Here is a 24,521-nt window from a genome sequence, read left to right on the forward strand (position 1 = left end):
CGAAGACACCCCTTCCCCCCTTTCCGGGGCCATGGAGAACGGGCCGACCCGCTGCGGCATCGTCGCCGTGGTGGGCGCGCCGAATGCCGGCAAGTCCACCCTGGTGAACCGGCTGGCCGGCACCAAGGTGAGCATCGTCTCGCCCAAGCCGCAGACCACGCGCTTCCGCATCCGGGCCGTGGTGATGCAGGGCCCGTCGCAGCTCGTGCTGACCGACACGCCCGGCATCTTCGCGCCGCGCCGCCGGCTCGACCGCGCCATGGTGGCCGCCGCCTGGGAAGGCGCGCAGGACGCCGATCTCGCGCTGCTGATCGTGGACGCCCGCGCCGGAATGACCGAGGCGGTGCAGTCCATCATCTCCGTGCTGAAGCGCAGCAAGGTGCCGATCTGGCTGGTGCTGAACAAGTCCGACCTGATCGACACCAAGCGCCTGCTGCCGCTGACCGCCAGCCTGAACGAGCAGCTCTCCTTCGAGGAGACGCTGATGGTCAGCGCCGAGACCGGCGACGGGCTGGACCGCCTGCTGGAGAAGCTCGCCGCCCGCGTGCCCTACGGCCCCTGGCTCTTTCCGGAGGATGAGCTCTCCGACCTGCCCGACCGCATGCTGGCGGCCGAGATCGTGCGCGAGCAGATCCTGCGCCAGACGCATGAGGAGGTGCCGCACCATACCACGGTGGAGACCGAGGCCTGGCAGGAGCGGCAGGACGGCTCGGTGCGGATCGACTGCACCATCTATGTCGGCCGCGCCTCGCAGAAGGCGATCATCATCGGCGACGGCGGGGCGCGGGTGAAGGAGATCGGCCGCCGCGCCCGCGGCGAGCTGGAGAAGCTGCTGGAACGGCGCGTGCACCTCTTCCTCAACGTGAAGGAGCGGCAGGGCTGGGACGAGGAGCGTGCCCGCCTGCGCGCCATCGGGCTGGACGACGCCGGCTGAGCCGCGATGCCGTGGATTCCGCGGCGCGGCGGCTTACATTGAGGCGTGACGAGCACCTGAAGGGCCTGCGCCGATGACGGCTTCCGACACTCCTCCGGCAACCGGCGCCTCCGTTCCGGCAACGCGCTGAGAACCGGCCATGGAATGGCAGGCGCCCGCCATCGTGCTGGAGACGCGGCCGCATGGCGAGGGCGGCGCGGTGGTCAGCGTGCTCACCGAGGAGCACGGCCGTCACGCCGGGCTGGCAAAGGGCGGTGGCTCGCGTGCGCAGGCCGGGCTCTGGCAACCGGGGAACCTCGTGGAGGTGCGCTGGATCGGCCGCCTGCCGGAGCAGCTCGGCGCCTTCGCCGGCGAAATGGTGCACCCCTCTGCCGCGCTGGCGATGGACGACCCGCTCAGCCTCGCCCTGCTGAGTTCCGCCTGCGCCCTGGCCGCGAGCGCCCTGCCGGAGCGGGAAGCGCAGCCCCGCATCTTCTCTGGCCTGCTGGCGCTGATGGCCAATCTCGGCCGCGGCGCCACCACGCTCGTGGCGGACTACATCCGCTGGGAGGGGCTGCTGCTGGAGGTGCTTGGCTATGGGCTCGACCTTTCCGCTTGCACGGTCACCGGCAGCCGCGAGCACCTGACGCATGTCTCCCCGCGCACCGGCCGGGTGGTGAGCGCCGAGGCGGCCGCGCCATATCGTGACCGGCTGCTGCCCCTGCCCTCCTTCCTGCTTGGCGGGCAGGCGGAGACCGATCCGGCGCAGTGGCTCGCCGGGCTGCGCCTGACCGGCCATTTCCTGGCCCGTGACGCCTTCGGCGCGCGTCAGCAGCCGCTGCCGCCGGCACGGGGATGGTTGGAGGCGCGCATCGCCGCCCTGCTTCCGCCGCCCGCGGAGGCCGTTGCCGATGCCTGAGCCGGTGCTGCCGGACCTCCTGGCGCCGGGCCTGCGGCTGGTCTTCTGCGGCTCGGCGCCCGGCGCGGTTTCCGCCGCACGGCAGGCCTACTACGCGCATCCCGGCAACCGCTTCTGGTCGGTCCTGCACCAGGCCGGCTTCACGCCGCGACGGCTGGCGCCGGCCGAGTATCCCTCGCTGCTCGGCCTCGGCATCGGCCTGACGGACATGGCGAAGCACGCCTCCGGCAACGACGACGAGTTGCCCCCGGGCGCCTATGACCCGGAAGGCTTCGCCGCGCGCATTCGCGCCGCGCGGCCGGCCGCGCTGGCTTTCACCGCCAAGGCGCCGGCCGCCGCCTTTCTCGGGCGGCGCACCGGCGCGCTGCATTACGGCAGGAACGAGGGACCGGCTGACTTCCCGCCGGTCTGGGTGCTGCCCTCCACCTCCGGGCAGGCGAGCCGCTTCTGGGATGCGCGGCCCTGGCTCGCGCTCGGCGCCTGGTTCAACGAGACCCGCGCCGGCGCCGCCGCTGCTCAGGGATGGATGTAGACGTAGCCCTGACCTTCAAGCTTCGCGATCTCGGCGACGCCGCTGGGCACGACGTCCTCCTCATTGACGCCATGGAGCTGGCGCCAGTCGATATGCGTCGCGTTCAGCGTGTTGGCGCAGATCAAGAAGCGCACGCCATCGGCGCGGAGCGCATCCATCTTGGCTGCCAGCGCCTTGTCGCGGTTGGCGAGCTTGAACATCTCCACGCCGGCGGAGTGGTCCACCACGCTGATCCGCACATGCTCCTTGCCGACGGCGTTGATGTGGTTGCGGATGTTGCCGAGCAGGCCTTGGAAGTAGGCCTCGTTGGCCTCGCCGGCGACGTCCTCGTCGGAGACCAGCCCGCGCATCATCAGGTAAACTCGCTTGAAGATCGAAATTGAGGTGTGTCCACCATCGTTGTGGTAGACAACCTTCTGGTCCGCATAGGGCTCTGCCGATGGAGGAGCCGCCTGCGACGGCCCGCACCACGCCAGCGACGCAACCAGCACCGCGGCTGTCAGAACAGCCTTCATGCTTCTCTCCTTACCGCATCAGTCCACTGTGCCATCGCGGCGCCAATCCGCCTGCGCGGAATTCCGCTCGCCGCGTGCCGTGGGTGTGGAACGCCTGCGCGGCAAGGTACAGGCCGCGCCGCGAAGCAGGCTTGTCAATTTTTGGCCAGCGGAGACGCTGCGAACCAGGTCGCGACGCTTGTCGTTAGTGGAGCAACTGGAATAATTCTCGCCCGCCCCGCCGGTAGAGAACGCGACGATGCAACAGGTCCATCCCGATTTCGCCAGTGCGGCGCGGCGTTGGTTCGATAAGAGGGAAACCCTCACCGCGGCCGAGCATCGTGCGTTGACGGGTGCGCTGGAGGGCCGGCCGCTCTCGCGCGATCCCAACGAGGCCTTCGCCGCGCGGCTGGGCGTCGGGGACCGGCTGGCGGACAGGGTGGCGAGCTTTGGCGGCTCCTGGAGCTTCATCCTGCTCAGCGTCCTGCTGCTGGCCCTCTGGGTCGCGATGAACGCGGTGCTGCTGCGGCGGCCCTTCGACCCCTACCCCTTCGTCTTTCTCAACCTGATCCTTTCAATGATCGCCGCCCTCCAGGCGCCCATCATCATGATGAGCCAGAACCGGCAGGCGGCGAAGGACCGGCTGGATGCCGCGCATGACTACGAGGTCAACCTGAAGGCCGAGATCGAGATCATGGGGCTGCACGAGAAGCTTGACCGGATGCGCGCCGAGCAGATCAACGCCCTCCTGGAGCAGCAGCAACGCCAGATCGAACTGCTGGCCAAGCTCCTGGAGGACGCCCAGGCGCGGCGCTGAAGCGCGCCTCCCGCCCCTTACCGCGGGATGAGGGCGGCCACGGCGCGGTCCGCCGCGTCGTCGCTGGCGGCCAGGCCCGCGCGGACGCCGGCACGGTCCTCGGCGCTGCGGTTCTGGCTCAGCTTGCGCTTGCCTTCCAGCCGCGTGATCGGCATCCGCAGCCCGACGATGCCGCGCAACTGCGCGCGGATGAAGCCTTCCGGTGCGTCGCCCACCGCCCAGGGCGCGGCGCGGCCGCCCTCGTGCCGCTCCGTCAGCCGCGTGACCACCGCGAGGAGGCGCTCCGTATCCTCGAAGAACTCCACCGGGCCATGGGCATGGACGGCGACGTAGTTCCAGGTCGGCACCACCTTCCCCGTCTCGCGCTTGGCGGCGTACCAGGACGGCGTCACATAGGCGTCCGGCCCCATGAAGATGGCCAGCGCCTCGCCCGATGAGGCCGCCTTCCATTGTGGGTTGGCCCTGGCGAGGTGGCCGTAGAGGACGCCACGCGAACCCTCCGCGGGATCCAGGAAGAGCGGCAGCGGCGTCGCCATGACCCCTTCCGCCCCCGCCGTGACGAGGTTCGCAAGGCGTGCCGCCCCAATGGTCGCATGCAGGGCCGAAAGGTCGTCCTCGCGGAAAGCCGGCGGCGTGTACATGGCGGGTCTCCTTGCTGCCCCACAGGTTTGCGCAAAGACTAGCCCAGGCGGAACGGCCAGTCCGGGACGAATCGAGTGGACCAGTCAGCGACGCGGCGGATCGCCGAGGCGATCAAGGCGCAGATCGCAAGCGGCGAAGGCCGCCAGCCGGCCGGTGGCCCCATCACGGCCTCAAGGGTAGATGGGAGGGCTCGTCGATGGGCGCCTGATTCGGGCGCAGAAGTCACTCCACGTCTGCACCTGTTCCGTTTCTCCCCTGCGTCAGGTCTTGTTCATCCCGGCACGGACCCGTGTGATCATACGAGGGTGGCGGTTCACCCAGGGCTCGTCGCCCAGGCGGCGGCAAGCTCCTGCGGCCTTGGGAGACGGCTTGCTGGACTTTAAGTTCTTGCTATGTTCTTGCGCGTCCGCCTTGGCACTGGCGCGCGCGGCGCCGCTGCGCTAGCCCGGGCCAGCCGATATCGCGCCGAGACCGCCAGGAGTTCCACCCATGCCCGACGACATCGCCACGCTGCCCGAAGGCGGGGCCGTGAAGCCGACTACCCTCTCGGCGGCCCTGTCGGAGCGGTACCTGGCCTATGCCATGTCCACCATCACGGCGCGCTCGCTGCCGGACGTGCGGGACGGGCTGAAGCCGGTGCACCGCCGGCTGCTCTGGGCGATGCACCAGCTCAAGCTTGACCCGGCGGCCGGATTCAAGAAATGCGCCCGCATCGTCGGCGACGTCATGGGTAAGTACCATCCGCATGGCGACGCCGCGATCTACGACGCCATGGTGCGCCTGGCCCAGGAATTCGCGGCGCGCTACCCGCTGGTCGAGGGCCAGGGCAACTTCGGCAACATCGACGGCGATAACGCGGCGGCCATGCGCTACACCGAGGCGCGGCTGACCGAGATCGCCCAGGTGATGCTGCAGGGGATCGAGGAGAATGCCGTCGATTTCCGCGCCACCTATGACGGCGAGGAGCGGGAGCCGATCGTGCTGCCCGCCGCCTTCCCCAACCTGCTGGCCAACGGCGCCAACGGCATCGCCGTTGGCATGGCGACCTCCATCCCGCCGCACAATGCGAGTGAGCTCTGCGCCGCCGCGCTGGAGCTGATCCGCAACCCGGCGGCCGAGGTGGACGACCTGCTGCGCCACGTGCCCGGCCCGGATTTCCCCACCGGCGGCGTGCTGGTGGAGAGCGCGGAGGCGGTGCGCGAGGCCTATGCCACCGGCCGCGGCGGCTTCCGCATCCGCGCCCGCTGGGAGAAGGAGGCGCTGAAGAACGGCACCTGGCAGGTGGTCGTCACCGAGATCCCCTACCAGATCGCCAAGTCCCGCCTGATCGAGCAGATCGCCGCGCTGATGGAGGAGAAGAAGCTCCCCCTGCTGGCCGATGTGCGGGACGAGAGCACCGACGTCGTCCGCATCGTGCTGGAGCCGAAGAGCCGCACGGTGGAGCCGGCCGTGCTGATGGAGACGCTGTTCCGCGCCACGCCGCTCGAATCCCGCGTCTCGCTCAACATGAACGTGCTGGACGCCGAGCGCACGCCGCAGGTGATGGGGCTGAAGGCGGTGCTGCGCGCCTGGCTCGACCACCGGCACGAGGTGCTGGTGCGCCGCAGCCAGCACCGGCTGGACGCCATCGCCCGCCGGCTGGAGATCCTCGACGGCTACCTGATCGCCTATCTGAACCTCGACGAGGTGATCCGCATCATCCGCGAGGAGGACCACCCCAAGCCGGCGCTGATGCAGACCTTCGGGCTGACCGACGTGCAGGCCGAGGCGATCCTGAACATGCGTCTCCGCTCCCTCCGCAAGCTGGAGGAGATGGAGATCCGCAAGGAGCACAAGAAGCTCAGCACGGAGCAGAAGTCGCTGCAGGCGCTGCTCGGCAGCGAGAAGCTGCGCTGGAAGAAGCTTGCCGAGCAGATCGAGGAGACCCGCCAGAAGTTCGGCGAGGAGACCGCGCTGGGCCGGCGGCGCACCACGATCGACGCCGCCCCCGTCGCCGTGGTGATCGACGAACGCGCCTTCGTCGAGCGTGAGCCGATCACCGTGATCCTGTCCGAGAAGGGCTGGATCCGCGCGCTCAAGGGCCATGTGCCCATGGAGACGGAGCACAAGTTCAAGGAGGGCGACCGGCTGCGCGTGGCGCTGCATGCCGAGACGACGGACCGGCTCTGCCTCTTCGCCACCAACGGCAAGAGCTACACGCTGAAGGCCGACGTCCTTCCCCGCGGGCGCGGCGACGGCCAGCCGGTGCGGCTGATGGTGGACCTCACCAACGAGGACGAGGTGGTGGACCTCTTCGTCTGGCAGGAGGGCCGCAAGTACCTCGTCGCGGCGCGGGACGGGCGCGGCTTCGTGGTGAAGAGCGACGACCTGCTGGCCGAGAAGCGCACCGGCAAGCAGGTGCTGACGGTCGATCCGCCCAACGAGGCCGCCGCCTGCGTGCCGGTTGAGGGGGATACCGTCGCCATCGTCGGCGAGAACCGCAAGCTGCTGGTCTTCCCGCTGGAGCAGGTGCCGGAGATGGTGCGCGGGCGCGGCGTGGCGCTGCAAGGCTACCGCGACGGCGGCATGGCGGACCTGAAGGTCTTCGCCGCCAGCGCCGGGCTCACCTGGCGGATCGGCGAGCGGGTGCGGATGGAGAGCGACCTCACCACCTGGCGCGGCAACCGTGCCGGCGCCGGCAAGCAGCCGCCCAACGGCTTTCCCCGCTCCAACCGCTTCGGGGAGTGAAACCGGCCCGGGACCTGCGCCCCCGGATGCCTCAGGCGCGCAGCCGCGCCTCGCGGTACCAGATGTAGAGGCCTGAGGCGACCAGCACGGCGATGCCGAGGAAGTCCATGATCACCGGCCGCTCGCCCCAGAGCAGGACGCCCAGCGCCATCGTCCAGATGATGCCGGAATATTCGAAGGGAGCGATCAGCGTGGCCTCGCCGCTACGGTAGGCGGCCGTCATCAGGAGTTGCGCCAGGGCGGAGATCAGGCCGATGAAGGCCAGCAGCGCCCATTGCGCAGGTGTTGGCCAGACCCAGTCCGCCAGCGCCAGCGCCCCGCCCACCAGGCAGCCGCCGAGGGCGAACCACAGCGTGATGGTGGCGCCGGATTCGCCACGCTCGCCCATGCGCCGGATGGTGATCATGGCCATGGCCCAGGCGACAGCTCCCGCCAGCACGCCCGCCACCGCCGGCAGCGGAAGCGGCGCGGCGCCAAGGCCGGGCCGCAGCATCGCCAGCACGCCGAGGAAGCCCACCAGCACGGCGCTGGTGCGGCGCCAGCCCACCTTCTCCCCGAGCAGCGGCACCGAAAGCGCGGTGAGGAAGAGCGGCATGGTGAAGCCGAGCGCCGTCACGGTGGCGAGCGGCAGGTGGACATAGCCGTAAAAGCTGCCGAACATGCCCACCAGCCCATAGAAGATGCGCTGCGCATGCGCCCAGGGCTGCCGGGTGGCCAGCACCCGCCAGCGCCGCCCCGGCACGCCCGAGGCCAGCGCCAGACCGAGCAGGACGGGAATGGCGAAGAGATTGCGGAACAGGACGACCTGCGTGACCGGGATCGCCCCGCCCAGCGCCTTCACCGCCGCGGCGGCCAGGGCGAAGGTCGCGGCGGCGCCCATCACCGCGAGAATGGCCCGGCGGCGCGCGGCGCCCGCGTCGCTTTCGGGCGGCGGGGCATGGACGATGGGGATGGGGCGGCTCATGATCGTGGCGTTTCACTGTCGAGGTTAGGCTGCCCACCGCATGAAGGCCAGACCGCCGAAGGCACCGCCGGTGCCGGCGCATCCGCTCTACATCCCCGAAAGCGATGAGGTGGTTTGGGACGGCCGCTTCCCCGTGCAGCGGGTGCGCTTCCGCTACCGCCGTGCCGACGGCACGCCCTCCGGCCTGCTCACCTGGGAGATGTGGCGGCGCGGCGATGGCGCGCTGATCCTGCCTTATGACCCCTGGAGCCGGCGCGTGGCGCTGATCGAGCAGTTCCGCCTGCCGGCTTTGGCTGCCGGCGAGGAGCCGGTCATGCGGGAGTGCCCGGCCGGGCTGCTGGAGAAGGGCGAGGATCCAGAAGCCACCGTGCGGCGCGAGTTGCGGGAGGAGACGGGCTTCACCACCGACCGCATCGAGAAGATCGGCCAGTTCATGACCATGCAGGGCGGCGCCGACGAGGTCCTGCACTTCTTCTGCGGCCGCGTGCGCCTGCCCGAGGCCGCCGCCCCCGGCACCCGGGGCCTCGCCGACGAACACGAGGAGACCCGCCTCGTGCTGCTGCCGGCCGAGGAGGCCTTCGCCCAGGTCGCGCGCAACGAGATCCGCAACAGCCCGGCGGCGCTGGCCCTGATGTGGCTGCAGCTCAACACGCCGCGCCTCACCACCGAATGGACGAGCGACTGATGACCGAGATGCTGTTCCGCACCGACGCCTATGCCCGTGACTGCCGCGCGAAGGTGCTTTCCGCCGGCCCGGAGGGGGTCGTGCTGGACCGCACCGTCTTCTACGCCCAGGGCGGCGGCCAGCCCGGCGACACCGGCTGGCTGCGCTGGACCGAGGGGGAGGGCGCTCAGGAGATGCCGGTGGCCAATGCGGTTAAGGGCGAGAACGGCACGGTGCTGCACAAGCCGGCCGAGGGCGCCCCCCTGCCCGCCCCCGGCGCCGAGGTGACCGCCGCGCTGGACTGGGAGCGCCGCCACCGGCTGATGCGGATGCACACCAGCCTGCATCTGCTTTGCTCGCTGATCCCGGGTGCCGGCGTCACCGGCGGGCAGATCGGTGCCGAGCGCTCGCGGCTGGACTTCGACCTCGCCGAACCGCCGACCAAGGAATGGCTCTCCGAGCGCCTCGCCGCACTCGCCGCCGCCGACCATCCGGTGGGCGAACAATGGATCACCGAGGCCGAGCTGGACGAGAACCCGGGCCTGGTGCGCACCCTCTCGGTGAAGCCGCCGCGCGGCGCCGGGCAGGTGCGGCTGGTGCGCATCGGGCCGGATCCGGCGCCGGTGGACCTGCAGCCCTGCGGCGGCACGCATGTGCGGCGCACCGGCGAGATCGGCACCATCACCGTCACCAAGCTCGAGAACAAGGGCAAGCAGAACCGCCGGGTCTACCTGGTGCTGGAGGAGTAAGGGCAATGCAGGACCTCGTTTCCACCGAATGGCTGGCCGCCGAGCTGGGCGCGCCGGACCTGCTGGTCTTTGACACCACCAAATACCTGCCGAACGAGCCGAGGGACGCGCAGGCCGAGTTCGCGCAGGCGCATATCCCGGGCGCCGGCTTCTTCGACATCGACGCGGTGGCCGACCCGGAGACCGACCTGCCGCACATGGCGCCTACCCCCGGCCGCGCCTCGCGCCAGCTCGGCGCGCTTGGCATCTCCAACCGCCACCGCGTGGTGTTCTACGACCAGAAGGGCCTGTTCTCGGCGGCGCGCGGCTGGTGGCTGATGCGCCTCTTCGGGCATGAGCGGGCGGCCGTGCTGGATGGTGGCCTGCCCAAATGGCTCAAGGAGGGCCGCCCGACCGAGGCCGGCCCCGCCCACGCCGTGCCGCGGCAGGACTTCTGGGCCGATTTTATCGCCCGCCGCCTCGCCGGCATCGGCGACATCAAGCAGATCGTCGCCGACCGCTCGGCGCTGATCCTGGATGCCCGCGCCAAGGGCCGCTTCGACGGCACCGCGCCCGAGCCGCGCCCTGGCCTGCCCTCCGGCCATATGCCCGGCGCCGCCAGCGTGCCGGCCAGCGACCTGCTGGCCGCGGACGGCACCATGCTGCCGCCCGAGCAGCTCCGCGCCCGCTTCGCCCAGGCCGGGGCGGACGGCAGCCGGGCGCTGGTCACCTCCTGCGGCACCGGCGTCACCGCCTGCATCCTGGCGCTTGGCCTGGTGCGCGCCGGGCTGCCCGAACCGGCCGTCTATGACGGCTCCTGGACCGAATGGGCCAGCCGCCCCGAAACGTCGAAGGAAAGCACGCCCTGATGCCCGACAACCTGCCCCCTGGCGCCAAGCACGACGGCGAAGGCTTCGCCACCCGCATGTCGCATGGCGGCCGCGCCGGCACCCGCGCGCATGGCTTCGTCAACCCTCCCGTGCATCGCGGCTCCACCGTGCTCTACCCCTCCTGCGAGGCGCGCGTCTCGCTGGGCGCCCGCTCGCTGGAGCAGGTGATGACCTACGGCACCGCCGGCGGCCCGACGCACTACGCGCTGGAGGACATGGTGGCGGAGATCGAGGGCGGCACGCGCGCCCTGATCGTCGGCACCGGCCTCGCCGCCTGCTCCCTGCCACTGATGGCCTACCTGAAGGCCGGCGACCATTGGCTGGTGCCGGATTCCGTCTATGGCCCGGTGCGCCGCCTCGCCAACGGCATGCTGACCCGCTTCGGCATCGAGGCCACATATTACGATCCGACCATCGGCGCCGAGGGCCTGCGCGCCCTGCTGCGGCCGAACACCAAGGTGGTCTATACGGAGAGCCCGGGCAGCCACACCTTCGAGATGCAGGACATCCCCGCGCTCGCCGAGGTAGCCCACGCCCATGGCGCCAAGGTGCTGATGGACAACACCTGGGGCATCCACCATTTCCAGCCCTTCAGACACGGCGTGGACGTCTCCATCCAGGCGCTGACCAAGTATGTCGGCGGCCATTCGGACGTGCTGCTGGGCAGCATCACCGTCAACTCGCCGGAGGACTGGGCCATTGTCGCCGGCGCCGCCCGCGAGGTCGGGCACTACGCCAGCCCTGACGACTGTTGGCTGGCGCTGCGCGGCCTGCGCACCCTGGCGGTGCGGCTGCGGCACCAGGAGGCCGCCGGCATCGCCGTGGCGAAGTGGTTCGAGGGGCGCCCGGAGGTGTCGCGCGTGCTGCACCCCGCCTTGCCCAGCCATCCGCAGCACGCGCTGTGGAAGCGGGACTTCACCGGCGCCTGCTCGCTCTTCGGCGTGGTGTTCCAACCGCGTCACACCGCCGCGCAGATCAACGCGATGGTGGACGGGCTGAAGCTGTTCGGCATCGGCGCCTCCTGGGGCGGTTATGAGAGCCTCGCCCTGCCGACGCAGCCCTCCATCACCCGCACGGCCGGCGGCGGCATGGCGCTGGAGGGGCCGACGGTGCGCTTCCACATCGGCCTGGAGGATACGGACGACCTGATCGCCGACCTCGCGGCCGGGCTGGAGCGCCTGCCCCGCTGAGCGGATGGCGGGGAGGCGGGCAGCCTCCCCCAACCGGCACGCACCTCTGCGTGGGGAAGGTCAAGGCGCAGCAACCCGGCGGCCTCTGGCGCGTCTAGTCCGTTGCGCTTCCCACCCGAGGTATCCCATCCGTGCCGCCTGCCATCAATGTTTCCCGCATCTCCGAAGGGCGCCCGAATCCGCTTGGCGCCACCTGGACCGGCCTGGGCGTGAATTTCGCCCTGTTCTCCGCCGCCGCCACCAAGGTCGAGCTCTGCCTCTTCGATGCCTCCGGCGAGACCGAGCTGGAACGTATCGAACTGCCGGAATACACCAATGAGGTGTTCCACGGCTTCCTGCCGGACGCGCGGCCGGGCACGGTGTATGCCTACCGCGTGCACGGCCCCTATGCGCCGGAGGAAGGCCACCGCTTCAACCCCAACAAACTGCTGCTGGACCCTTACGCCCTCTCCCATGTTGGCGACCTGAAATGGGACCATGCGCTGTTCGGCTACACCATCGGCCATGAGGACGAGGACCTCTCCTTCGATGAGCGGGACAGCGCCCGCTTCATGCCGAAATGCCGCGTGGTGGATCCCGCCTTCACCTGGGGCAACGACCGCCGGCCGCGCATCCCTTGGGAGCGCACGCTGGTCTACGAGACGCATGTGAAGGGAATCACCAAGCGGCACCCGCTGATCCCGGCGGAGATGCAGGGCACCTATGCCGGCCTCGCCACGCGGGAGGTCATCCGGCACATCAAGTCGCTCGGCGTCACCGCGGTCGAGATGCTGCCGATCCACTTCTTCCTGAACGACGACTACCTGCTGAACAAAGGCCTGACCAACTACTGGGGCTACAACACCCTCGGCTTCTTCGCGCCCGCGCGGCGCTACGCCCGCACGCCCGACTTCGCCTTCGCCGAGTTCAAGGAGATGGTGGCCCGCCTGCATGATGCCGGGCTCGAGGTCATCATGGACGTCGTCTACAACCACACGGCCGAGGGCAACGAGAAGGGGCCGACGCTCTCCTTCAAGGGCATCGACAACGCCAGCTACTACCGCCTGCTTCCCGACCAGAAGCGCTACTACATCAACGACACCGGCACCGGGAACACGGTGAACCTCTCGCACCCGCGCGTGCTGCAGATGGTCAACGACAGCTTGCGCTACTGGGTCAACGAGATGCATGTCGATGGCTTCCGCTTCGACCTCGGCACCATCCTCGCGCGCGAGCCGCACGGCTTCGACGACCAGTCCGCCTTCCTCAAGGCCTGCATGCAGGATCCGGTGCTGGCCGACGTGAAGCTGATCGCCGAACCCTGGGACATCGGTCCCGGCGGTTACCAGGTCGGCAACTTCGCGCCGGGCTGGGCCGAGTGGAACGACAAGTACCGCGACACCGTGCGCGCCTTCTGGGTGGGCGAGGAAGGCAAGGCGGCCGATCTCGGCAGCCGCCTCTCCGGCTCGGCCGACCTGTTCGACCACAACGGCCGCCGCCCCTGGGCGAGCGTGAACTTCCTGGCCGCGCATGACGGCTTCACGCTGAACGACCTCGTCAGCTACAACGACAAGCACAACGAGGCGAATGGCGAGGAGAACCGCGACGGCCATTCGCACAACTACAGCTACAACTACGGCGTCGAGGGCCCGACCGACGATCCCGAGATCAACGCCGTGCGCGAGCGGCAGATCAAGAACATGCTCGCCACGCTCTATCTCTCCCAGGGCACGCCGATGCTGCTGGCGGGCGATGAGTTCGGCCGCACCCAGCAGGGCAACAACAACGCCTACTGCCAGGACAACGAGATTTCCTGGCTGGACTGGGAGTGGGGCGAGAAGGGCGAGCGCCTGGTTGCCTTCACCCAGCGCCTGGCGGAGTTGCGCAACCGGTTCCCGATACTGCGCCGGTCCCGTTTTCTCTCTGGTGCCTCGCATGAAGTCAGCGGTGTCAAGGGCCTCTCCTGGTACAAGCCAAGCGGCGAGGAGATGGAAAGCGCCGATTGGGATGATCCCAACACGCGTTGCTTCGCGCGCATGCTGGATGGCCGCGCGCAGGAGAGCGGCATCCGCGTCGCCGCGCATGACGTGACGCTGCTGCTGATCCTGAACGCGTACCACGATGCGGTGGAGTTCACTCTGCCCGAAAGCTCGGATGGCGTGGCCTGGGTGCGCCTGCTCGACACCAACGTCAACGGTGAGGACGAGGAGGAGGAGCCGGAATTCCCGATCGGCGAGACCTACACGGTTACCGGCCGCTCACTGCTGCTGTTCAGCCTCAAGCGGCGCCGTCGCTCGCGGCGGGAGCAGGATGCCGCGCCGCCCGCCTCGCTGCCCGCCATGCAGCCGAGGCGCTGAAGCAGGCGGGCCTGCTCAGGCCCGCTCCGGCACCTGCGCTGTGCAGGCGGCGCAGCGACCCTCCACTTCCACGGTCGCGTTGCCGACGCGGAAGCCGACCCGCGCCGCGGCGTCGGCGAGGGCATGCGCGACCGCGGTGTCGCTGATCTCCACCGTTGCACCGCAGTCGCCGCAGATCAGGAACTGGTGCGGGTGGTCATGGGCGCGGCCGTGGTCGTGGGTCGCTTCGGCGCAACCCACAAAGGCGTTCAGTCGCTCCACCTTGTGGATCAGCCCATGCTCCAGCAGGAAGTCGAGCGCACGGTAAACCGTGGGCGGGGCGGCTCCCGGACGCTGCGCCTTGAGCTTGTCGAGCAGGGCATAGGCGCCGAGCGGTTGCTCCGCCTCCAGCACCAGGGCGAGCACCTGGCGGCGCAGCTCGGTGAGCTGAGCGCCGGCCCGAAGGCAGCGTGCCTCGGCTGCCGCCAGCGCCTGCGCCCGCCCCTCGGGCATTTCCGCCGCGCTGCCCTGCCCTGTCGTCATGCCCGGACCTCCTGCGTGCCAGCCTGTGTTATATAGTAACCGAACCAGCTTTCGAGGAGCCGTTCATGCCGGTTGCCGATCCTGCCGCCCGCGCCCGCTTCCTGGCCGCCACGCGGTTCAACGAACAGGGGCTCGTGCCCGTGATCGCTCAGGCGCACGACACCGGCGAGGTGCTGATGATGGCCTGGATGAACGCCGAAGCTCTCGAAGAAACCCTCGCCACCGGACGTGTGGTCTATTTCAGCCGCAGCCGCAACGCGCTCTGGCGCAAGGGCGAAACCTCGGGCCAGGTGCAGCAGCTCAAGGACCTCCGGCTGGACTGCGACGGCGACACCATCCTGGCGCTCGTGGAGCAGCAGGGCGTGGCCTGCCACACCGGCCGCCGCTCCTGCTTCTACCAGGCGCTGCGCGAAGGCGAGCTGGTGCCGGTCTCGACGCCGGAGGTGGACCCCGCGGTGCTCTATGGCCGCTGACGCCGCCTTCCCCCTGCCGGTCACGCTGCTGACCGGCTTTCTCGGCGCCGGCAAGACCACCTTGCTGAACCGCCTGCTGCTGCAGCCGGAAATGGCCGGCACGGCGGTGCTGATCAACGAGTTCGGCGAGATCGGGCTGGACCACCTGCTGGTGGAGACGCTGGACCAGGAAGCGGTGCTGCTGCAGGCCGGATGCCTGTGTTGCACCATCCGCGGCGATCTCGCCCGCGCGCTGGAGGGGATTGCCGAGCGGGTGCGGAAGGGCCAGGACCTGCGCCGCGTGGTGATCGAGACCACCGGCCTCGCCGACCCGCTGCCCATCCTGCAGACTCTGATGGCCGACAGCGCGACCTGCCGCCACTTCACGCTGGACGGCGTGGTGACGCTGGTGGACGCGGTGAACGGCTTGGCCACGCTGGGGCGGCAGCCGGAGGCGGAACGGCAGATCGCCGTGGCCGACCGGCTGCTGGTCAGCAAGGCGGACCTCGCCGGCGCGGCGGGGCTGGAGGCGCTTCATGCCGCGCTGCGCGGGCTGAACCCGGGCGCCCGGCCGATGCCGGCCGGCACGGCACGGGCGGCGGACCTGCTGGGCTGCGCCCCCTTCGCGCGGCGCGACGCCGACCTGCGCCGCTGGCTGGATGCCGAAGCCTGGAGCGAGCCATCGCAGGGGCATCACCATCACCACCACGAGCATAGCCCCCACGACCCGAACAGGCATGACAAACGCATCCACGCTTTCTGCCTGAACTTCGACACCCCCCTGCCATGGGACGGCCTCGGCACCTGGCTGGAGATGCTGACCGCGACGCGGGCCGATGCGGTGCTGCGGGTGAAGGGCATTCTCGATCTCGAGGGGCAGGCGCAGCCGGTGGTGATCCACGGCGTGCAAAGCGTCTGGCATGCGCCGACCCTGCTTCCGGCCTGGCCGGAAGGGCAGCCGCGCCGCTCCAGCATCGTCTTCATCCTCCGCGACCTGCCGCGCAGCGTGATCGAGGAGGGCATCGCCGCGTTCTGTGATGCAGCAAGTGGTCAGCGAACCATCGCTGGCGGCTAGGCAGCCGTTGACGGGTCGCCCTGGCCGCGTTTCCCTCTTCGGCGGAAACTTGCAACCCGGAGTGCGCCCCCATGTCGCTGACCATGCCGGAGGAGCTGCTGCTCCTCATGCTCGATGACGAGTCCGGCCGGCTGTTCGATCGGGCGGCGCCCTCCGGCGACTACGCGCTGGCGGCCAGCGTGCTCGCCGAACTGCTGCTCGAAGACCGCATCCATACGGACCCCGAGCACCTCGCCGTCACCAGCCCCGCGCCGACCGGCGATGCCGCGCTGGACGGCGTGCTGGCCCGCATCAGGGCCGAGACGACAGCGCATGGCACGCGCTGGTGGATCGAGACGCTCGGCAGCGAGGCCGAGGGGCTGCGCGACCACTACTTCGACCGGCTGGTGGAGCGCGGCGTGCTGAAGCTGGAGGAGGGCCGCTTCCTCTGGATTTTTCCCGAGCGACGCTACCCGCAGATTTCCGACAAGGAGGAGCGGGAGGTGAAGGGACGGCTGATGGCGGTGATCTTCGACGACCACATGCCGAGCCCTCGCGACGCGCTGCTGATCGGGCTGGTGCGCGCCGCCGGCCTGTTCCCCCTGCTGCTCGCCTCGCATGAGCTGGACAGCGTGCAGCCCCGCATCGACGCCCTGGCCGAGCAGCAGGAGCTGAGCCGCACCCTGACCGACGCGGTGCGCGACATCTTCACCGACCTGGCGCGCGTCGGCCCGGTGATCTGACCCTCAGCCGGCCGGCGCGAAGCCGTAGAAGGCGGCGGCGTTCTCCCGGAACGGCGCCGCCCCGGCGATCCGGCGCAGCAGCGCCATGTCCGCCGGCTCAAAGGGGCGCCGGGCGCGGGTCGAGGGAAGGTCGGTGCCGAAGATCAGCGCCGATGGCGCCGCCGCAGCGATCCGCTCCAGGGCGGGCGCGACGTCCAGCTCCACCCGGCCGAAGCCGGTGGCCTTCACCTTCGCGCCCGCCGCCGCGAGTTCCAGCACCACCGGCAGCCCCGCCTCGGTCATGCCGAGATGGTCGATCACCAGCCGGCCGGCCATGCCGCGAAGGCGCGGCAGCAGCGGGCGCAGCAGGGCCGCGTCAGCATAGAACTGGGCGTGCAGCCCGGCCGCGGCATGGGCACGGTCGGCCAGGTCCAGCGCGCTCTCCGGCGAGCCGTCCACCATGTTGCGGTAGAGGTTGAAGCGCAGCCCGCGCACGCCACGTGCCGCCAGTTCGCGGAGGCGCGTGTCCGTCATGGCGGGGTCGGCGGCAGCCACCGCCACAAAGCCCGGCCCTAGTTCCTTCAGCGCGGCCAGCAGCGGCTCCGGGTCGAGCCCGTGCGTGGAGGCGGCCACCAGCACGCCGCCGGTCACCCCCAGCACCGCGACGGCGGCGCGGTACTGCGCCACCGTGAAGGCCGGTGGCGCAAAGCCGTCATGGCCCGGCGCCGGAAAGCGCGCGTCGAAGATATGGAAATGGGCGTCGAAGATCGCGGTCATGGGCTGCTCCCCGTTGAGCAAAGCACGGCGGCCGCGCTTCGGCCACGCCCTGCTTTGTGATGCCACCGGCCCGCGCAGGCGGCGTTTCCGCCGCACCATGATTGAAACGTCTCCCTCTCCCGTCGCCCTGATCAGCGGCGGCGCGCACGGCATCGGCGCCGGCATCGCCCGTCGCCTGAAGCAGGACGGCTGGCGCGTCGTCACCGCCGACCTAAACCCCGGCGAGGCCGGTACCCGCCACGTCCTGGCCGATGTCGCCGACGAGACGGCGGCCATGGCGCTGGTCGAAGGCGTCGCGCAGCGGGAGGGGCGGCTGGATGCGCTGGTCTGCAATGCCGGCATCATGGTGCGCAAGCCGGTGGCAGAGCTTTCCCTCTCCGAATGGAACCGTGTGCTCGGCACCAACCTGACCAGCGCCTTCCTGCTCACCCGCGCCGCCGTGCCGCTGCTGAAGGCGGCGCGCGGCGCCATCGTCACCATCGCCTCCACCCGCGCGCACATGTCGGAGGCCAACACGGAATCCTACTCGGCCAGCAAGGGCGGCATCCTGGCGCTGACCCATGCGCTGGCGATCAGCCTGGGGCCGGAGGTGCGCGCGAACTGCGTCAGCCCCGGCTGGATCGACGTGGCGGGCGAGGCGCTGCGCCCGGAGGACCATGCCCAGCACCCGGCCGGCCGCGTTGGGCGGGTGGAGGACGTCGCGGCCATGGTCGCCTGGCTGGTCGGGCCTGAATCCGGCTTCGTCACCGGTAGCGAGTTCGTCGCCGACGGCGGCATGACGCGGAAGATGATCTACGCCGAATAGGCCGCGCCGGCCTCGCCTGGGCGGCCGTTCTGCTCTATCCGGGGGCATGGCCCCTGCTCCGCTCCGGTTCGAAACGCTGCGCGGCCCGGCGCTGCACCCCTGGCTGCCGACCCTCGCCGAACTGCGCATCGCCGTCTTCCGTGACTGGCCCTATCTCTACGAGGGCGACGCCGCCTATGAGCAGCGTTACCTCCGCGCCTATGCGGACGGCGCGGGCGCAGCCATGATTGTCGCCTTCGACGGCGATCGGCCGGTCGGTGCCGCCACCTGCGGGCCGATGACGGAGACCCACGGCACGGTGCGCGACGCCTTCCTCGCCGCCGGGCTGGACCCCGCCCGCTACTGCTATTTCGGCGAAAGCGTGGTGCTGCCGGCCTATCGCGGCCAAGGGGTGGGGGTGCGCTTCTTCCAGCTGCGCGAGGCCCATGCGCTGGAAACCGGCGCCGCGCTCACCACTTTCTGCGGCGTGCGCCGCGACCCCGCCGATCCGCGCAGGCCCGCCGCCTACGTGCCGCTCGACGCCTTCTGGCGCAAGCGGGGCTACACGCCGCTTGAGGGCCTTTCCTGCACCATGAGCTGGCGGGAGGTCGGCGCCACCGAGGAAACCCCGCACCGCCTGGACTTCTGGCACAAGCGCCTCTGACCCCAGCGCTCCCTTTCCGCCCACGCCCGACGATGCCCGAACTGGAAGCCATGCCTGCCGTGACCCCGCCCCGCCCCCTGCGCCTTGCCTTGCTGCAATATCCGGTCGAACGGCCCGAAGGCGTCGCCGCCTGGGCCGCCAAGCTCGACCGATGGCTGTTCGAGGCGAAAGGGGGCGGCGCCGAGCTGGCGGTCCTGCCGGAATATGCCTGCGTCGAGCTGGGCTCCGCCCTCGCCGGCCAATCTCCGGCCGCGGAGCGCGAGGAGCTGGAGGCCATGGTCGAGGCGGCGCCGGCGATCCTGGAGGCGATGCGTGGCGCCGCGCGACGGTCAGGGCTGTGGCTGGTTCCTGGCTCCCTGCCCATGCGCGACCCTGATGGCGCCCTCCGCAACCGGGCGCCGCTGATCACGCCCGAAGGCAGCCTCGCCTTCCAGGACAAGCACGCCATGACGCGCTTCGAGAGCGAGCGATGGGGCGTATCGGCCGGCGCCGCGCCGGCGGTGTTCGACACGCCCTGGGGGCGGATCGGGATCTCCATCTGCTACGACAGCGAGTTCCCCAAGCATGTCCGTGCCCAGGTGGAGGCCGGCGCCTGGCTGGTGCTGGTGCCCACCTGCACGGACACGCTGCATGGCTTCAACCGTGTGCGCTTCTCCGCCGCCGCGCGGGCGCTGGAGAACCAGTGCTTCGTCGGCATCGCGCCCACGGTGGGCGAGGCCAGCTGGTCCGCCGCTCTGGACCGCAACCGGGGCTTCGCCGCTGTCTTCGGCCCGATCGACCATGGCTTCCCGGAGGATGGCGTGATCGCCCAGGGCAGGCTGGACCGGGCCCAGTGGGTCTTTGCCGATATTGACCCTGCGCGCATCGAGGCGGTGCGGCGCGAGGGCGCGGTGTTCAACCACCGGGACTGGCCGCGCCAGAGCTTCCCCTCCCCCCGCCCGGCCGCCTTCGCGTGACGCTGGTCTATCTTGTCGCCGGCGAGGCTTCGGGCGACATGCTCGGCGCGCGGCTGATGGCCGCGCTGCGTCGCGCGCGGCCCGACCTGCGCTTCGCCGGCGTCGGCGGCGACCGCATGGCGGAACAGGGATTCCACAGCCTCTTTCCGATGCGCGAGCTGGCGCTGATGGGATTTCTGGAGGTGCTGCCGAACATCCGCCGCCTGGCCCGCAGGCTGGATGAGACGGCGGCCGACATCGCCGCGCGCCGGCCCGCCCTGGTGGTGACCATCGACAGCCCCGGCTTCACCCTCCGCGTCGCCACTCGCGCGAGGGCGCAGGGCTTCCGGGTGCTGCACTACGTCGCGCCGCAGGTCTGGGCCTGGCGGCCAGGCCGGGTGAAGAAGATCGCCCAGCAGGTGGACGCCATTCTCGCCTTGCTGCCCTTCGAGGCGCCCTTCTTCGAGAAGGCCGGCATTCCCGTGCGCTTCGTCGGGCATTCCATTCTGGAATCCGGTGCCGACCAGGGCGATGCCGCAGGTTTCCGCGCTGCGCATGGCATCGCACCGGGCGAGCGCGTGGTGCTGGTGATGCCGGGGAGCCGGCGCAGCGAGGTGGGGCGCCTTCTCCCTGTCTTCGGCGCGGCGCTGCGGCTGGCGGCGGCGCGTGTGCCCGGCCTGCGCCCCGTGGTGCCGCTGGCCGGACCGGTGGAAGAGGTGGTGCGCGCCGCGGCCGCGGACTGGCACCCGGCGCCGGTCCTGCTGCATGGCGTGGCGGAGAAGTACGATGCCTTCGCCGCCGCGCGGGAAAGCGGCGGGGTGGGGCTGATCAAGTCCGGCACCTCCTCCCTGGAGGTGGCGCTGGCCGGCGTGCCGATGGCGGTGGGCTACCGCGTCAACCCGCTCTCCGCGGCCATCGCGCGGCGGCTGATCCAGGTGAGGCACGTCTCCATCGTCAACCTCCTGGCCGATGCGGCGATCATTCCGGAATACCTGCAGGAGCGCTGCACCCCCGAACTGCTCGCGGCCGAACTGGTGCGGCTGCTGACGGAGCCGGAGGCCGCCGCCGCGCAGCGCGCCGGCTTCGCGCGCGTGCTGACGATGCTGCGGCCCCCCGAGGGTCTTTCCAGCGAAGCCGCCGCCGCCGCGGTCCTGGAGATGCTGGACGCTCCCCCCTCAGCCAGCACCCGAGCCTAGCCGCGCGCAGCCGCGAGACGCCGCCTCCCGCTCCATGCGCCCTCCGGCGGAGGGCAGGTCCGGCCCGGGCGCCGGTCGCCTCGACAGCTCAGGCGGCCGACTTGCGCCGTGCCGCGTCATAGAGCGCGAGCCGGCGCGCAGCGGCTTCCGTCAGCCCGCCGGAGTAATCCAGGCCGGGATCCGGCAGGGTTTCCGCGAAGTGGCAGGCCGTGCGGTGGCCCGGCGCGATTTCCCGCAACGCCGGTATCTCCTGGCGGCAGCGCTCCTGCGCGAATGGGCAGCGCGTGTGGAAGCGGCAGCCGGGCGGGACGGCCATCGGGCTCGGCACGTCGCCCCCAAGCGGCGTGACACGGCCACGCCGCGACGGATCAGGATGCGGGATGGCCGCCAGCAGGGCGCGCGTGTAGGGGTGGCGCGGGTCGGCGAAGAGCGTGCGCTTGTCGCTGATCTCCATGATCTGGCCGAGGTACATGACGGCGACGCGGTCCGCCATGTGCTTCACCACCGCCAGGTCATGCGCGATGAAGAGGTAGGAAAGGCCCAGCCGCGCCTGCAGGTCCTTCATCAGGTTCACCACCTGCGCCTGGATCGAGACATCGAGCGCGGAAACCGGCTCATCGCAGACCACAAGCTCCGGCTCGACCGAGAGCGCACGCGCGATGCCGATGCGCTGCCGCTGCCCACCCGAGAATTCATGCGGATAGCGCGCGGCATGGAAGGGCGCGAGGCCGACCAGCCGCAGCAACTCCTCGACTTTGGCACGGCGGCTGGCAGCATCGCCGATGCCATGCACCGCCATCGGCTCGGCGATCGCCTCGCCCACCGTCAGGCGGGGGTTCAGCGAGGCATAGGGGTCCTGGAACACGATCTGGATCCGCCGCCGCAGCGTGCGGAGTGCGCCGCCACCGACATTGGTGACATCCTGCCCGTCGAAGCGGATGGTGCCGGCCGAAGGCTCGATCAGCCGCATCACCAGGCGCGCGGTGGTGGACTTGCCACAGCCGGATTCCCCCACCAACGCCAGTGTCTCGCCACGCGCCAGGTCGAAGGAAACGCCGTCCACGGCGCGCACGGTGCCGACCTGCTTCTGCAGCACCACGCCGCGCTTGACCGGATAGTGGCGGGCGAGGCCGGAAACCTCCAGCAGGCCGCTCATGCCGCGTCCTCCAGGGCGAGTGAGGCCTCGACCGGCGCTCGGATGCAGGCGGCATGGTGGCCAGGCGCGATCTCGCGCAGCGGCGGCTGGCCTTCGCGGCAGGGCCCGATGGCGAAGGGACAACGCGGGTGGAATCGGCAGCCCTCCGGGAAGGCGAAAGGCGGCGGCACCGCGCCCTCGATGGCGAGCAGCCGGTCACGCTCCTCGTCCAGCCGCGGCACGGAGCCGAGCAGCCCGAGCGTATAGGGGTGCTGCGGGTCCTCGAACAGCGCGCGGGCCGGCGCACGCTCCGCCACCTTTCCCGCATAGAGCACGGCCACTTCGTCGGCCATCTCCGCCACCACGCCGAGATCATGCGTGATGAGGATGATCGACATGCCCGTCTCCTCCTGCAGCTCGCGCAGGAGGTCGAGGATCTGCGCCTGCACGGTGACGTCGAGCGCGGTGGTGGGCTCGTCGGCGATCAGCAGGCGCGGCCGGCAGGCCAGCGCCATGGCGATCATCACGCGCTGGCGCATGCCGCCCGAGAGCTGGTGCGGATACTCGTCGAAGCGGCGCTCGGGGGACGGGATGCGCACGCGCTTCAGCGCGGCGATCGCCTGCTCCTTCAGCGCGCCGGCGCTCTCCTTCGGCGAGTGCACGCGCATCGCCTCGGTGATCTGCCGGCCGACGCTGTGCACCGGGTTCAGCGAGGTCATCGGCTCCTGGAAGATCATGGCGATCTGCCCGCCGCGCACCTGCCGCATCTCGGCGGTGGAGAGCTTCAGGAGGTCCCGCCCCTCCAGCAGCACGCGCCCCTCGGTGATGCGCCCCGGTGCCGGCACCAGCCGCATGATAGAGAGCGAAAGCATGGACTTGCCGCAGCCGCTCTCGCCGACGATGCCAAGCGTGCGGCCGCGCGGCACGGAAAGGTCGATGCCGTCCACCGCGCGGATCAGGCCGGAGGAGTTGCGGAACACCGTCCGCAGCCCCTCGACGCGCAGGAGATCCTCCGCCATCACGCCCACCGGAAGGTCGGCGGGGAAATCTTCTCGACCGGCCGGTGCGCCCAGTCCTGCTGCGGGGCGCGGTCCAGGATGCGCTTCTGCGCCTCATCCAGCGCGGCGGCGGCGCCTTCGTAGTCCATCGTCAGCAGCTTTCCGTCCTTCACCACCGCCTCGCCGTCCACGTGCACCGAGCGGATGGCGCGGTCGCCGGCGGCGTAGATCAGGCTGCGCATGGGGTCGCGGGCCGGGCGCATCATCGGGTGCGTCACGTCCACCGTCACGAAGTCGGCGCGGCAGCCGGGCGCGAGCCGGCCGATATCGTCCCGCCCCAGCGCCTTGGCGCCACCGATGGTGGCGGCGTCGAAGAGATCGGTCGAGGTGAGGCTGCGCGGATCGCCGGACTGCGTGCGCGCGAGATAGGAAACCAGGCGCAGCTCGTCGAGCATGTTGTGCGGATAGGTGTCGGTGCCGATGCCCATGTTGACGCCGCGCTTCCGGTAGCGGCCGAAATGCTTCAGCGTGATGCCGCGCCGCGCGAAAACCGTTGGGCAGTGGGCCACCGTGGTGCCGGTGGCGGCGAGCCGGTCCAGGTCGTTCTCGGTGTGCCAGCGGGTGCTCGGGTGGTCATCGAGAAAGATGCCGTGGCCGATGATCGAGCGCTCGGAGAGCAGCCCCATCTCGTCCAGCCAGCCGATCGGCGTCAGGCCGTGGCGGCGGGTGATCTCGTGGAACTCGACCACGCTCTGCGCCGCGTGGATCTGCCAGGCGAGGCCGCGTTTGCGGGATTCCTCGAAACTTTCGCGCAGCAGCGTTTCCGAGCAGGTGTCGATCTGCGCCGGCACCACCATGCCGAAGAGCCGGCCCGACGGGTGCTGCTCGGCGCGCTCCATCAGCTGCAACGCCTCGCCCATCGCCTTTTCGCCGGCCTTTTCGTCCCATTCGTACTCGACGACATGGCCGTTCTTGGTGAACCAGCGCGCCGAGCGGAACATCGGCGCGACGCAGACGCGCATGCCGCTTTCCGCCAGCAGGTCCATCCAGCCCGGATGCGCCATGGAGAGGTCGGCCACGGTGGTGACGCCGGAGAGCAGCAGCTCGGAAAGCGCCACCCGCACGCAATGCGGCACCGCTTCCGCATCGGCGCGGAAGATCGGCATGTATTCGTAGAGCGAGGAGTTGTAGAGGCCGGGGGAGCCGATCTCATCGATCAGCCCCTTGTTCATCGGCTCGCTGGAGGGGTGGCAGTGGATGTTCACGAGGCCGGGCATGACCATCATGCCCTTGCCGTCGATCACCTCCTCGGCCGGGCCATCATAGCCACGGCCGACGAAGGTGATCGCCCCGTCGCGAAAGGCCACCTCCGCATCGGTCAGGTAGACATGCTGCTGCGCGGCCCCGTCCCAGGCAATGACGAGGTCGGCGTTGCGGATAACGGTGGTGGCCATGGTCCCTGCCCT

Annotated in this window: 25 protein-coding genes; 17 read left to right on the forward strand and 8 right to left on the reverse strand. The window is 70.4% G+C overall.

All coding sequences use genetic code 11. From position 1 onward, the window contains the following. Positions 1 to 31 precede the first annotated feature (31 nt). From era to E0493_RS01410, 3 genes are all read left to right on the forward strand, one after another. On the forward strand, positions 32 to 934 hold the full coding sequence (gene era, locus E0493_RS01400; RefSeq protein WP_160935261.1) for a GTPase Era: 903 nt from the start codon (positions 32 to 34) through the stop codon (positions 932 to 934). Positions 935 to 1,073: 139 nt separating this feature from the next. Continuing rightward, entirely contained in the window at positions 1,074 to 1,832 is a 759-nt protein-coding gene (gene recO / locus E0493_RS01405; protein ID WP_160935114.1) for a DNA repair protein RecO, read from the forward strand. Next, entirely contained in the window at positions 1,825 to 2,364 is a 540-nt protein-coding gene (locus E0493_RS01410) for a mismatch-specific DNA-glycosylase (RefSeq protein ID WP_160935115.1), read from the forward strand. Before recO ends, E0493_RS01410 begins: the two co-directional genes overlap by 8 nt. Here E0493_RS01410 and E0493_RS01415 read toward each other — a convergent pair. Then, entirely contained in the window at positions 2,349 to 2,879 is a 531-nt protein-coding gene (locus tag E0493_RS01415) for a DsrE family protein (RefSeq protein ID WP_160935116.1), read from the reverse strand. The two genes, E0493_RS01410 and E0493_RS01415, sit on opposite strands and share 16 nt — an antisense overlap. Positions 2,880 to 3,117: 238 nt before the next feature. Here E0493_RS01415 and E0493_RS01420 point away from each other — a divergent pair, with 238 nt between their 5' ends. Next, positions 3,118 to 3,675 carry a DUF1003 domain-containing protein gene (locus tag E0493_RS01420; RefSeq protein ID WP_160935117.1) on the forward strand — a complete coding sequence of 186 codons (558 nt, stop codon included), beginning with the start codon at positions 3,118 to 3,120 and terminating at the stop codon, positions 3,673 to 3,675. A 17-nt stretch (positions 3,676 to 3,692) separates the two neighbouring features. On the opposite strand, the gene E0493_RS01425 is transcribed toward E0493_RS01420, so the two are convergent. After that, positions 3,693 to 4,316 (reverse strand): FMN-binding negative transcriptional regulator, encoded by a 624-nt coding sequence (locus E0493_RS01425; RefSeq protein WP_160935118.1) that lies wholly within the window; start codon positions 4,314 to 4,316, stop codon positions 3,693 to 3,695. A gap of 490 nt (positions 4,317 to 4,806) precedes the next feature. On the opposite strand from E0493_RS01425, the gene parC reads away from it, so the two are divergent. Further along, positions 4,807 to 7,044, forward strand: coding sequence for a DNA topoisomerase IV subunit A (gene parC, locus E0493_RS01430; protein WP_160935119.1), 2,238 nt, complete (start codon positions 4,807 to 4,809; stop codon positions 7,042 to 7,044). 31 nt (positions 7,045 to 7,075) lie between these two features. On the opposite strand, the gene E0493_RS01435 is transcribed toward parC, so the two are convergent. Then, positions 7,076 to 8,008 (reverse strand): DMT family transporter, encoded by a 933-nt coding sequence (locus E0493_RS01435; protein ID WP_160935120.1) that lies wholly within the window; start codon positions 8,006 to 8,008, stop codon positions 7,076 to 7,078. A gap of 40 nt (positions 8,009 to 8,048) precedes the next feature. Here E0493_RS01435 and E0493_RS01440 point away from each other — a divergent pair, with 40 nt between their 5' ends. From E0493_RS01440 to glgX, 5 genes are all read left to right on the forward strand, one after another. After that, the gene (locus tag E0493_RS01440; RefSeq protein WP_160935121.1) at positions 8,049 to 8,693 is read left to right on the forward strand and encodes an NUDIX domain-containing protein; all 645 of its coding nucleotides are present in this window, start codon (positions 8,049 to 8,051) and stop codon (positions 8,691 to 8,693) included. Beyond that, positions 8,693 to 9,421 (forward strand): alanyl-tRNA editing protein, encoded by a 729-nt coding sequence (locus E0493_RS01445; protein WP_160935122.1) that lies wholly within the window; start codon positions 8,693 to 8,695, stop codon positions 9,419 to 9,421. Before E0493_RS01440 ends, E0493_RS01445 begins: the two co-directional genes overlap by 1 nt. 5 nt (positions 9,422 to 9,426) lie before the next feature. Continuing rightward, positions 9,427 to 10,269 (forward strand): sulfurtransferase, encoded by an 843-nt coding sequence (locus E0493_RS01450; RefSeq protein ID WP_160935123.1) that lies wholly within the window; start codon positions 9,427 to 9,429, stop codon positions 10,267 to 10,269. Beyond that, entirely contained in the window at positions 10,269 to 11,480 is a 1,212-nt protein-coding gene (gene metC, locus E0493_RS01455; RefSeq protein ID WP_160935124.1) for a cystathionine beta-lyase, read from the forward strand. The genes E0493_RS01450 and metC overlap by 1 nt, the downstream gene beginning before the upstream one ends. A 131-nt stretch (positions 11,481 to 11,611) precedes the next feature. Next, entirely contained in the window at positions 11,612 to 13,816 is a 2,205-nt protein-coding gene (gene glgX, locus E0493_RS01460; RefSeq protein WP_160935125.1) for a glycogen debranching protein GlgX, read from the forward strand. Between the two features lie 15 nt (positions 13,817 to 13,831). Here glgX and E0493_RS01465 read toward each other — a convergent pair whose 3' ends face one another. After that, positions 13,832 to 14,338, reverse strand: a complete 507-nt coding sequence (locus E0493_RS01465) for a Fur family transcriptional regulator (RefSeq protein ID WP_160935126.1) — start codon at positions 14,336 to 14,338, stop codon at positions 13,832 to 13,834. A 65-nt stretch (positions 14,339 to 14,403) separates the two neighbouring features. On the opposite strand from E0493_RS01465, the gene hisI reads away from it, so the two are divergent. The 3 genes from hisI (at position 14,404) to E0493_RS01480 (ending at position 16,587) form a co-directional block, all read left to right on the forward strand. Then, positions 14,404 to 14,811 carry a phosphoribosyl-AMP cyclohydrolase gene (gene hisI / locus E0493_RS01470; RefSeq protein ID WP_160935127.1) on the forward strand — a complete coding sequence of 136 codons (408 nt, stop codon included), beginning with the start codon at positions 14,404 to 14,406 and terminating at the stop codon, positions 14,809 to 14,811. Next, on the forward strand, positions 14,801 to 15,865 hold the full coding sequence (locus E0493_RS01475) for a CobW family GTP-binding protein (RefSeq protein WP_160935128.1): 1,065 nt from the start codon (positions 14,801 to 14,803) through the stop codon (positions 15,863 to 15,865). Before hisI ends, E0493_RS01475 begins: the two co-directional genes overlap by 11 nt. Positions 15,866 to 15,936: 71 nt before the next feature. Further along, positions 15,937 to 16,587, forward strand: coding sequence for a GOLPH3/VPS74 family protein (locus E0493_RS01480; RefSeq protein ID WP_160935129.1), 651 nt, complete (start codon positions 15,937 to 15,939; stop codon positions 16,585 to 16,587). A 3-nt stretch (positions 16,588 to 16,590) separates the two neighbouring features. Here E0493_RS01480 and E0493_RS01485 read toward each other — a convergent pair whose 3' ends face one another. Continuing rightward, entirely contained in the window at positions 16,591 to 17,343 is a 753-nt protein-coding gene (locus E0493_RS01485; protein WP_160935130.1) for an amidohydrolase family protein, read from the reverse strand. Between the two features lie 97 nt (positions 17,344 to 17,440). Here E0493_RS01485 and E0493_RS01490 point away from each other — a divergent pair, with 97 nt between their 5' ends. From E0493_RS01490 to lpxB, 4 genes are read left to right on the forward strand one after another with little or no spacing between them, the layout of a single operon-like run. Further along, on the forward strand, positions 17,441 to 18,148 hold the full coding sequence (locus E0493_RS01490) for an SDR family oxidoreductase (protein ID WP_160935131.1): 708 nt from the start codon (positions 17,441 to 17,443) through the stop codon (positions 18,146 to 18,148). Positions 18,149 to 18,194: 46 nt separating this feature from the next. Beyond that, positions 18,195 to 18,791 (forward strand): GNAT family N-acetyltransferase, encoded by a 597-nt coding sequence (locus E0493_RS01495; protein WP_160935132.1) that lies wholly within the window; start codon positions 18,195 to 18,197, stop codon positions 18,789 to 18,791. 50 nt (positions 18,792 to 18,841) lie between these two features. Further along, on the forward strand, positions 18,842 to 19,747 hold the full coding sequence (locus E0493_RS01500; RefSeq protein WP_160935133.1) for a carbon-nitrogen hydrolase family protein: 906 nt from the start codon (positions 18,842 to 18,844) through the stop codon (positions 19,745 to 19,747). Then, positions 19,744 to 20,922, forward strand: coding sequence for a lipid-A-disaccharide synthase (gene lpxB / locus E0493_RS01505; RefSeq protein ID WP_160935134.1), 1,179 nt, complete (start codon positions 19,744 to 19,746; stop codon positions 20,920 to 20,922). The genes E0493_RS01500 and lpxB overlap by 4 nt, the downstream gene beginning before the upstream one ends. An 88-nt stretch (positions 20,923 to 21,010) precedes the next feature. Here the strand turns inward: lpxB and E0493_RS01510 are convergent, their stop codons facing one another. From E0493_RS01510 to E0493_RS01520, 3 genes are read right to left on the reverse strand one after another with little or no spacing between them, the layout of a single operon-like run. Beyond that, positions 21,011 to 22,078 carry an ABC transporter ATP-binding protein gene (locus E0493_RS01510; protein ID WP_160935135.1) on the reverse strand — a complete coding sequence of 356 codons (1,068 nt, stop codon included), beginning with the start codon at positions 22,076 to 22,078 and terminating at the stop codon, positions 21,011 to 21,013. Next, the gene (locus E0493_RS01515) at positions 22,075 to 23,076 is read right to left on the reverse strand and encodes an ABC transporter ATP-binding protein (protein WP_160935136.1); all 1,002 of its coding nucleotides are present in this window, start codon (positions 23,074 to 23,076) and stop codon (positions 22,075 to 22,077) included. The genes E0493_RS01510 and E0493_RS01515 overlap by 4 nt, the downstream gene beginning before the upstream one ends. After that, positions 23,076 to 24,509, reverse strand: a complete 1,434-nt coding sequence (locus tag E0493_RS01520; protein ID WP_160935137.1) for an amidohydrolase family protein — start codon at positions 24,507 to 24,509, stop codon at positions 23,076 to 23,078. The genes E0493_RS01515 and E0493_RS01520 overlap by 1 nt, the downstream gene beginning before the upstream one ends. Between the last annotated feature and the right edge of the window lie 12 nt (positions 24,510 to 24,521).

Source organism: Teichococcus coralli, assembly GCF_009829925.1.
Lineage (GTDB): Bacteria > Pseudomonadota > Alphaproteobacteria > Acetobacterales > Acetobacteraceae > Pseudoroseomonas > Pseudoroseomonas coralli.

Excerpts from the sequence above, each read along its gene's own strand:
- era (WP_160935261.1), top strand. The coding sequence starts at position 32 with ATGGAGAACGGGCCGACCCGCTGCGGCATCGTCGCCGTGGTGGGCGCG.
- recO (WP_160935114.1), top strand. The coding sequence starts at position 1,074 with ATGGAATGGCAGGCGCCCGCCATCGTGCTGGAGACGCGGCCGCATGGC.
- E0493_RS01410 (WP_160935115.1), top strand. The coding sequence starts at position 1,825 with ATGCCTGAGCCGGTGCTGCCGGACCTCCTGGCGCCGGGCCTGCGGCTG.
- E0493_RS01415 (WP_160935116.1), bottom strand. The coding sequence starts at position 2,879 with ATGAAGGCTGTTCTGACAGCCGCGGTGCTGGTTGCGTCGCTGGCGTGG.
- E0493_RS01420 (WP_160935117.1), top strand. The coding sequence starts at position 3,118 with ATGCAACAGGTCCATCCCGATTTCGCCAGTGCGGCGCGGCGTTGGTTC.
- E0493_RS01425 (WP_160935118.1), bottom strand. The coding sequence starts at position 4,316 with ATGTACACGCCGCCGGCTTTCCGCGAGGACGACCTTTCGGCCCTGCAT.
- parC (WP_160935119.1), top strand. The coding sequence starts at position 4,807 with ATGCCCGACGACATCGCCACGCTGCCCGAAGGCGGGGCCGTGAAGCCG.
- E0493_RS01435 (WP_160935120.1), bottom strand. The coding sequence starts at position 8,008 with ATGAGCCGCCCCATCCCCATCGTCCATGCCCCGCCGCCCGAAAGCGAC.
- E0493_RS01440 (WP_160935121.1), top strand. The coding sequence starts at position 8,049 with ATGAAGGCCAGACCGCCGAAGGCACCGCCGGTGCCGGCGCATCCGCTC.
- E0493_RS01445 (WP_160935122.1), top strand. The coding sequence starts at position 8,693 with ATGACCGAGATGCTGTTCCGCACCGACGCCTATGCCCGTGACTGCCGC.
- E0493_RS01450 (WP_160935123.1), top strand. The coding sequence starts at position 9,427 with ATGCAGGACCTCGTTTCCACCGAATGGCTGGCCGCCGAGCTGGGCGCG.
- metC (WP_160935124.1), top strand. The coding sequence starts at position 10,269 with ATGCCCGACAACCTGCCCCCTGGCGCCAAGCACGACGGCGAAGGCTTC.
- E0493_RS01465 (WP_160935126.1), bottom strand. The coding sequence starts at position 14,338 with ATGACGACAGGGCAGGGCAGCGCGGCGGAAATGCCCGAGGGGCGGGCG.
- hisI (WP_160935127.1), top strand. The coding sequence starts at position 14,404 with ATGCCGGTTGCCGATCCTGCCGCCCGCGCCCGCTTCCTGGCCGCCACG.
- E0493_RS01475 (WP_160935128.1), top strand. The coding sequence starts at position 14,801 with ATGGCCGCTGACGCCGCCTTCCCCCTGCCGGTCACGCTGCTGACCGGC.
- E0493_RS01480 (WP_160935129.1), top strand. The coding sequence starts at position 15,937 with ATGTCGCTGACCATGCCGGAGGAGCTGCTGCTCCTCATGCTCGATGAC.
- E0493_RS01485 (WP_160935130.1), bottom strand. The coding sequence starts at position 17,343 with ATGACCGCGATCTTCGACGCCCATTTCCATATCTTCGACGCGCGCTTT.
- E0493_RS01490 (WP_160935131.1), top strand. The coding sequence starts at position 17,441 with ATGATTGAAACGTCTCCCTCTCCCGTCGCCCTGATCAGCGGCGGCGCG.
- E0493_RS01495 (WP_160935132.1), top strand. The coding sequence starts at position 18,195 with ATGGCCCCTGCTCCGCTCCGGTTCGAAACGCTGCGCGGCCCGGCGCTG.
- E0493_RS01500 (WP_160935133.1), top strand. The coding sequence starts at position 18,842 with ATGCCTGCCGTGACCCCGCCCCGCCCCCTGCGCCTTGCCTTGCTGCAA.
- E0493_RS01510 (WP_160935135.1), bottom strand. The coding sequence starts at position 22,078 with ATGAGCGGCCTGCTGGAGGTTTCCGGCCTCGCCCGCCACTATCCGGTC.
- E0493_RS01515 (WP_160935136.1), bottom strand. The coding sequence starts at position 23,076 with ATGGCGGAGGATCTCCTGCGCGTCGAGGGGCTGCGGACGGTGTTCCGC.
- E0493_RS01520 (WP_160935137.1), bottom strand. The coding sequence starts at position 24,509 with ATGGCCACCACCGTTATCCGCAACGCCGACCTCGTCATTGCCTGGGAC.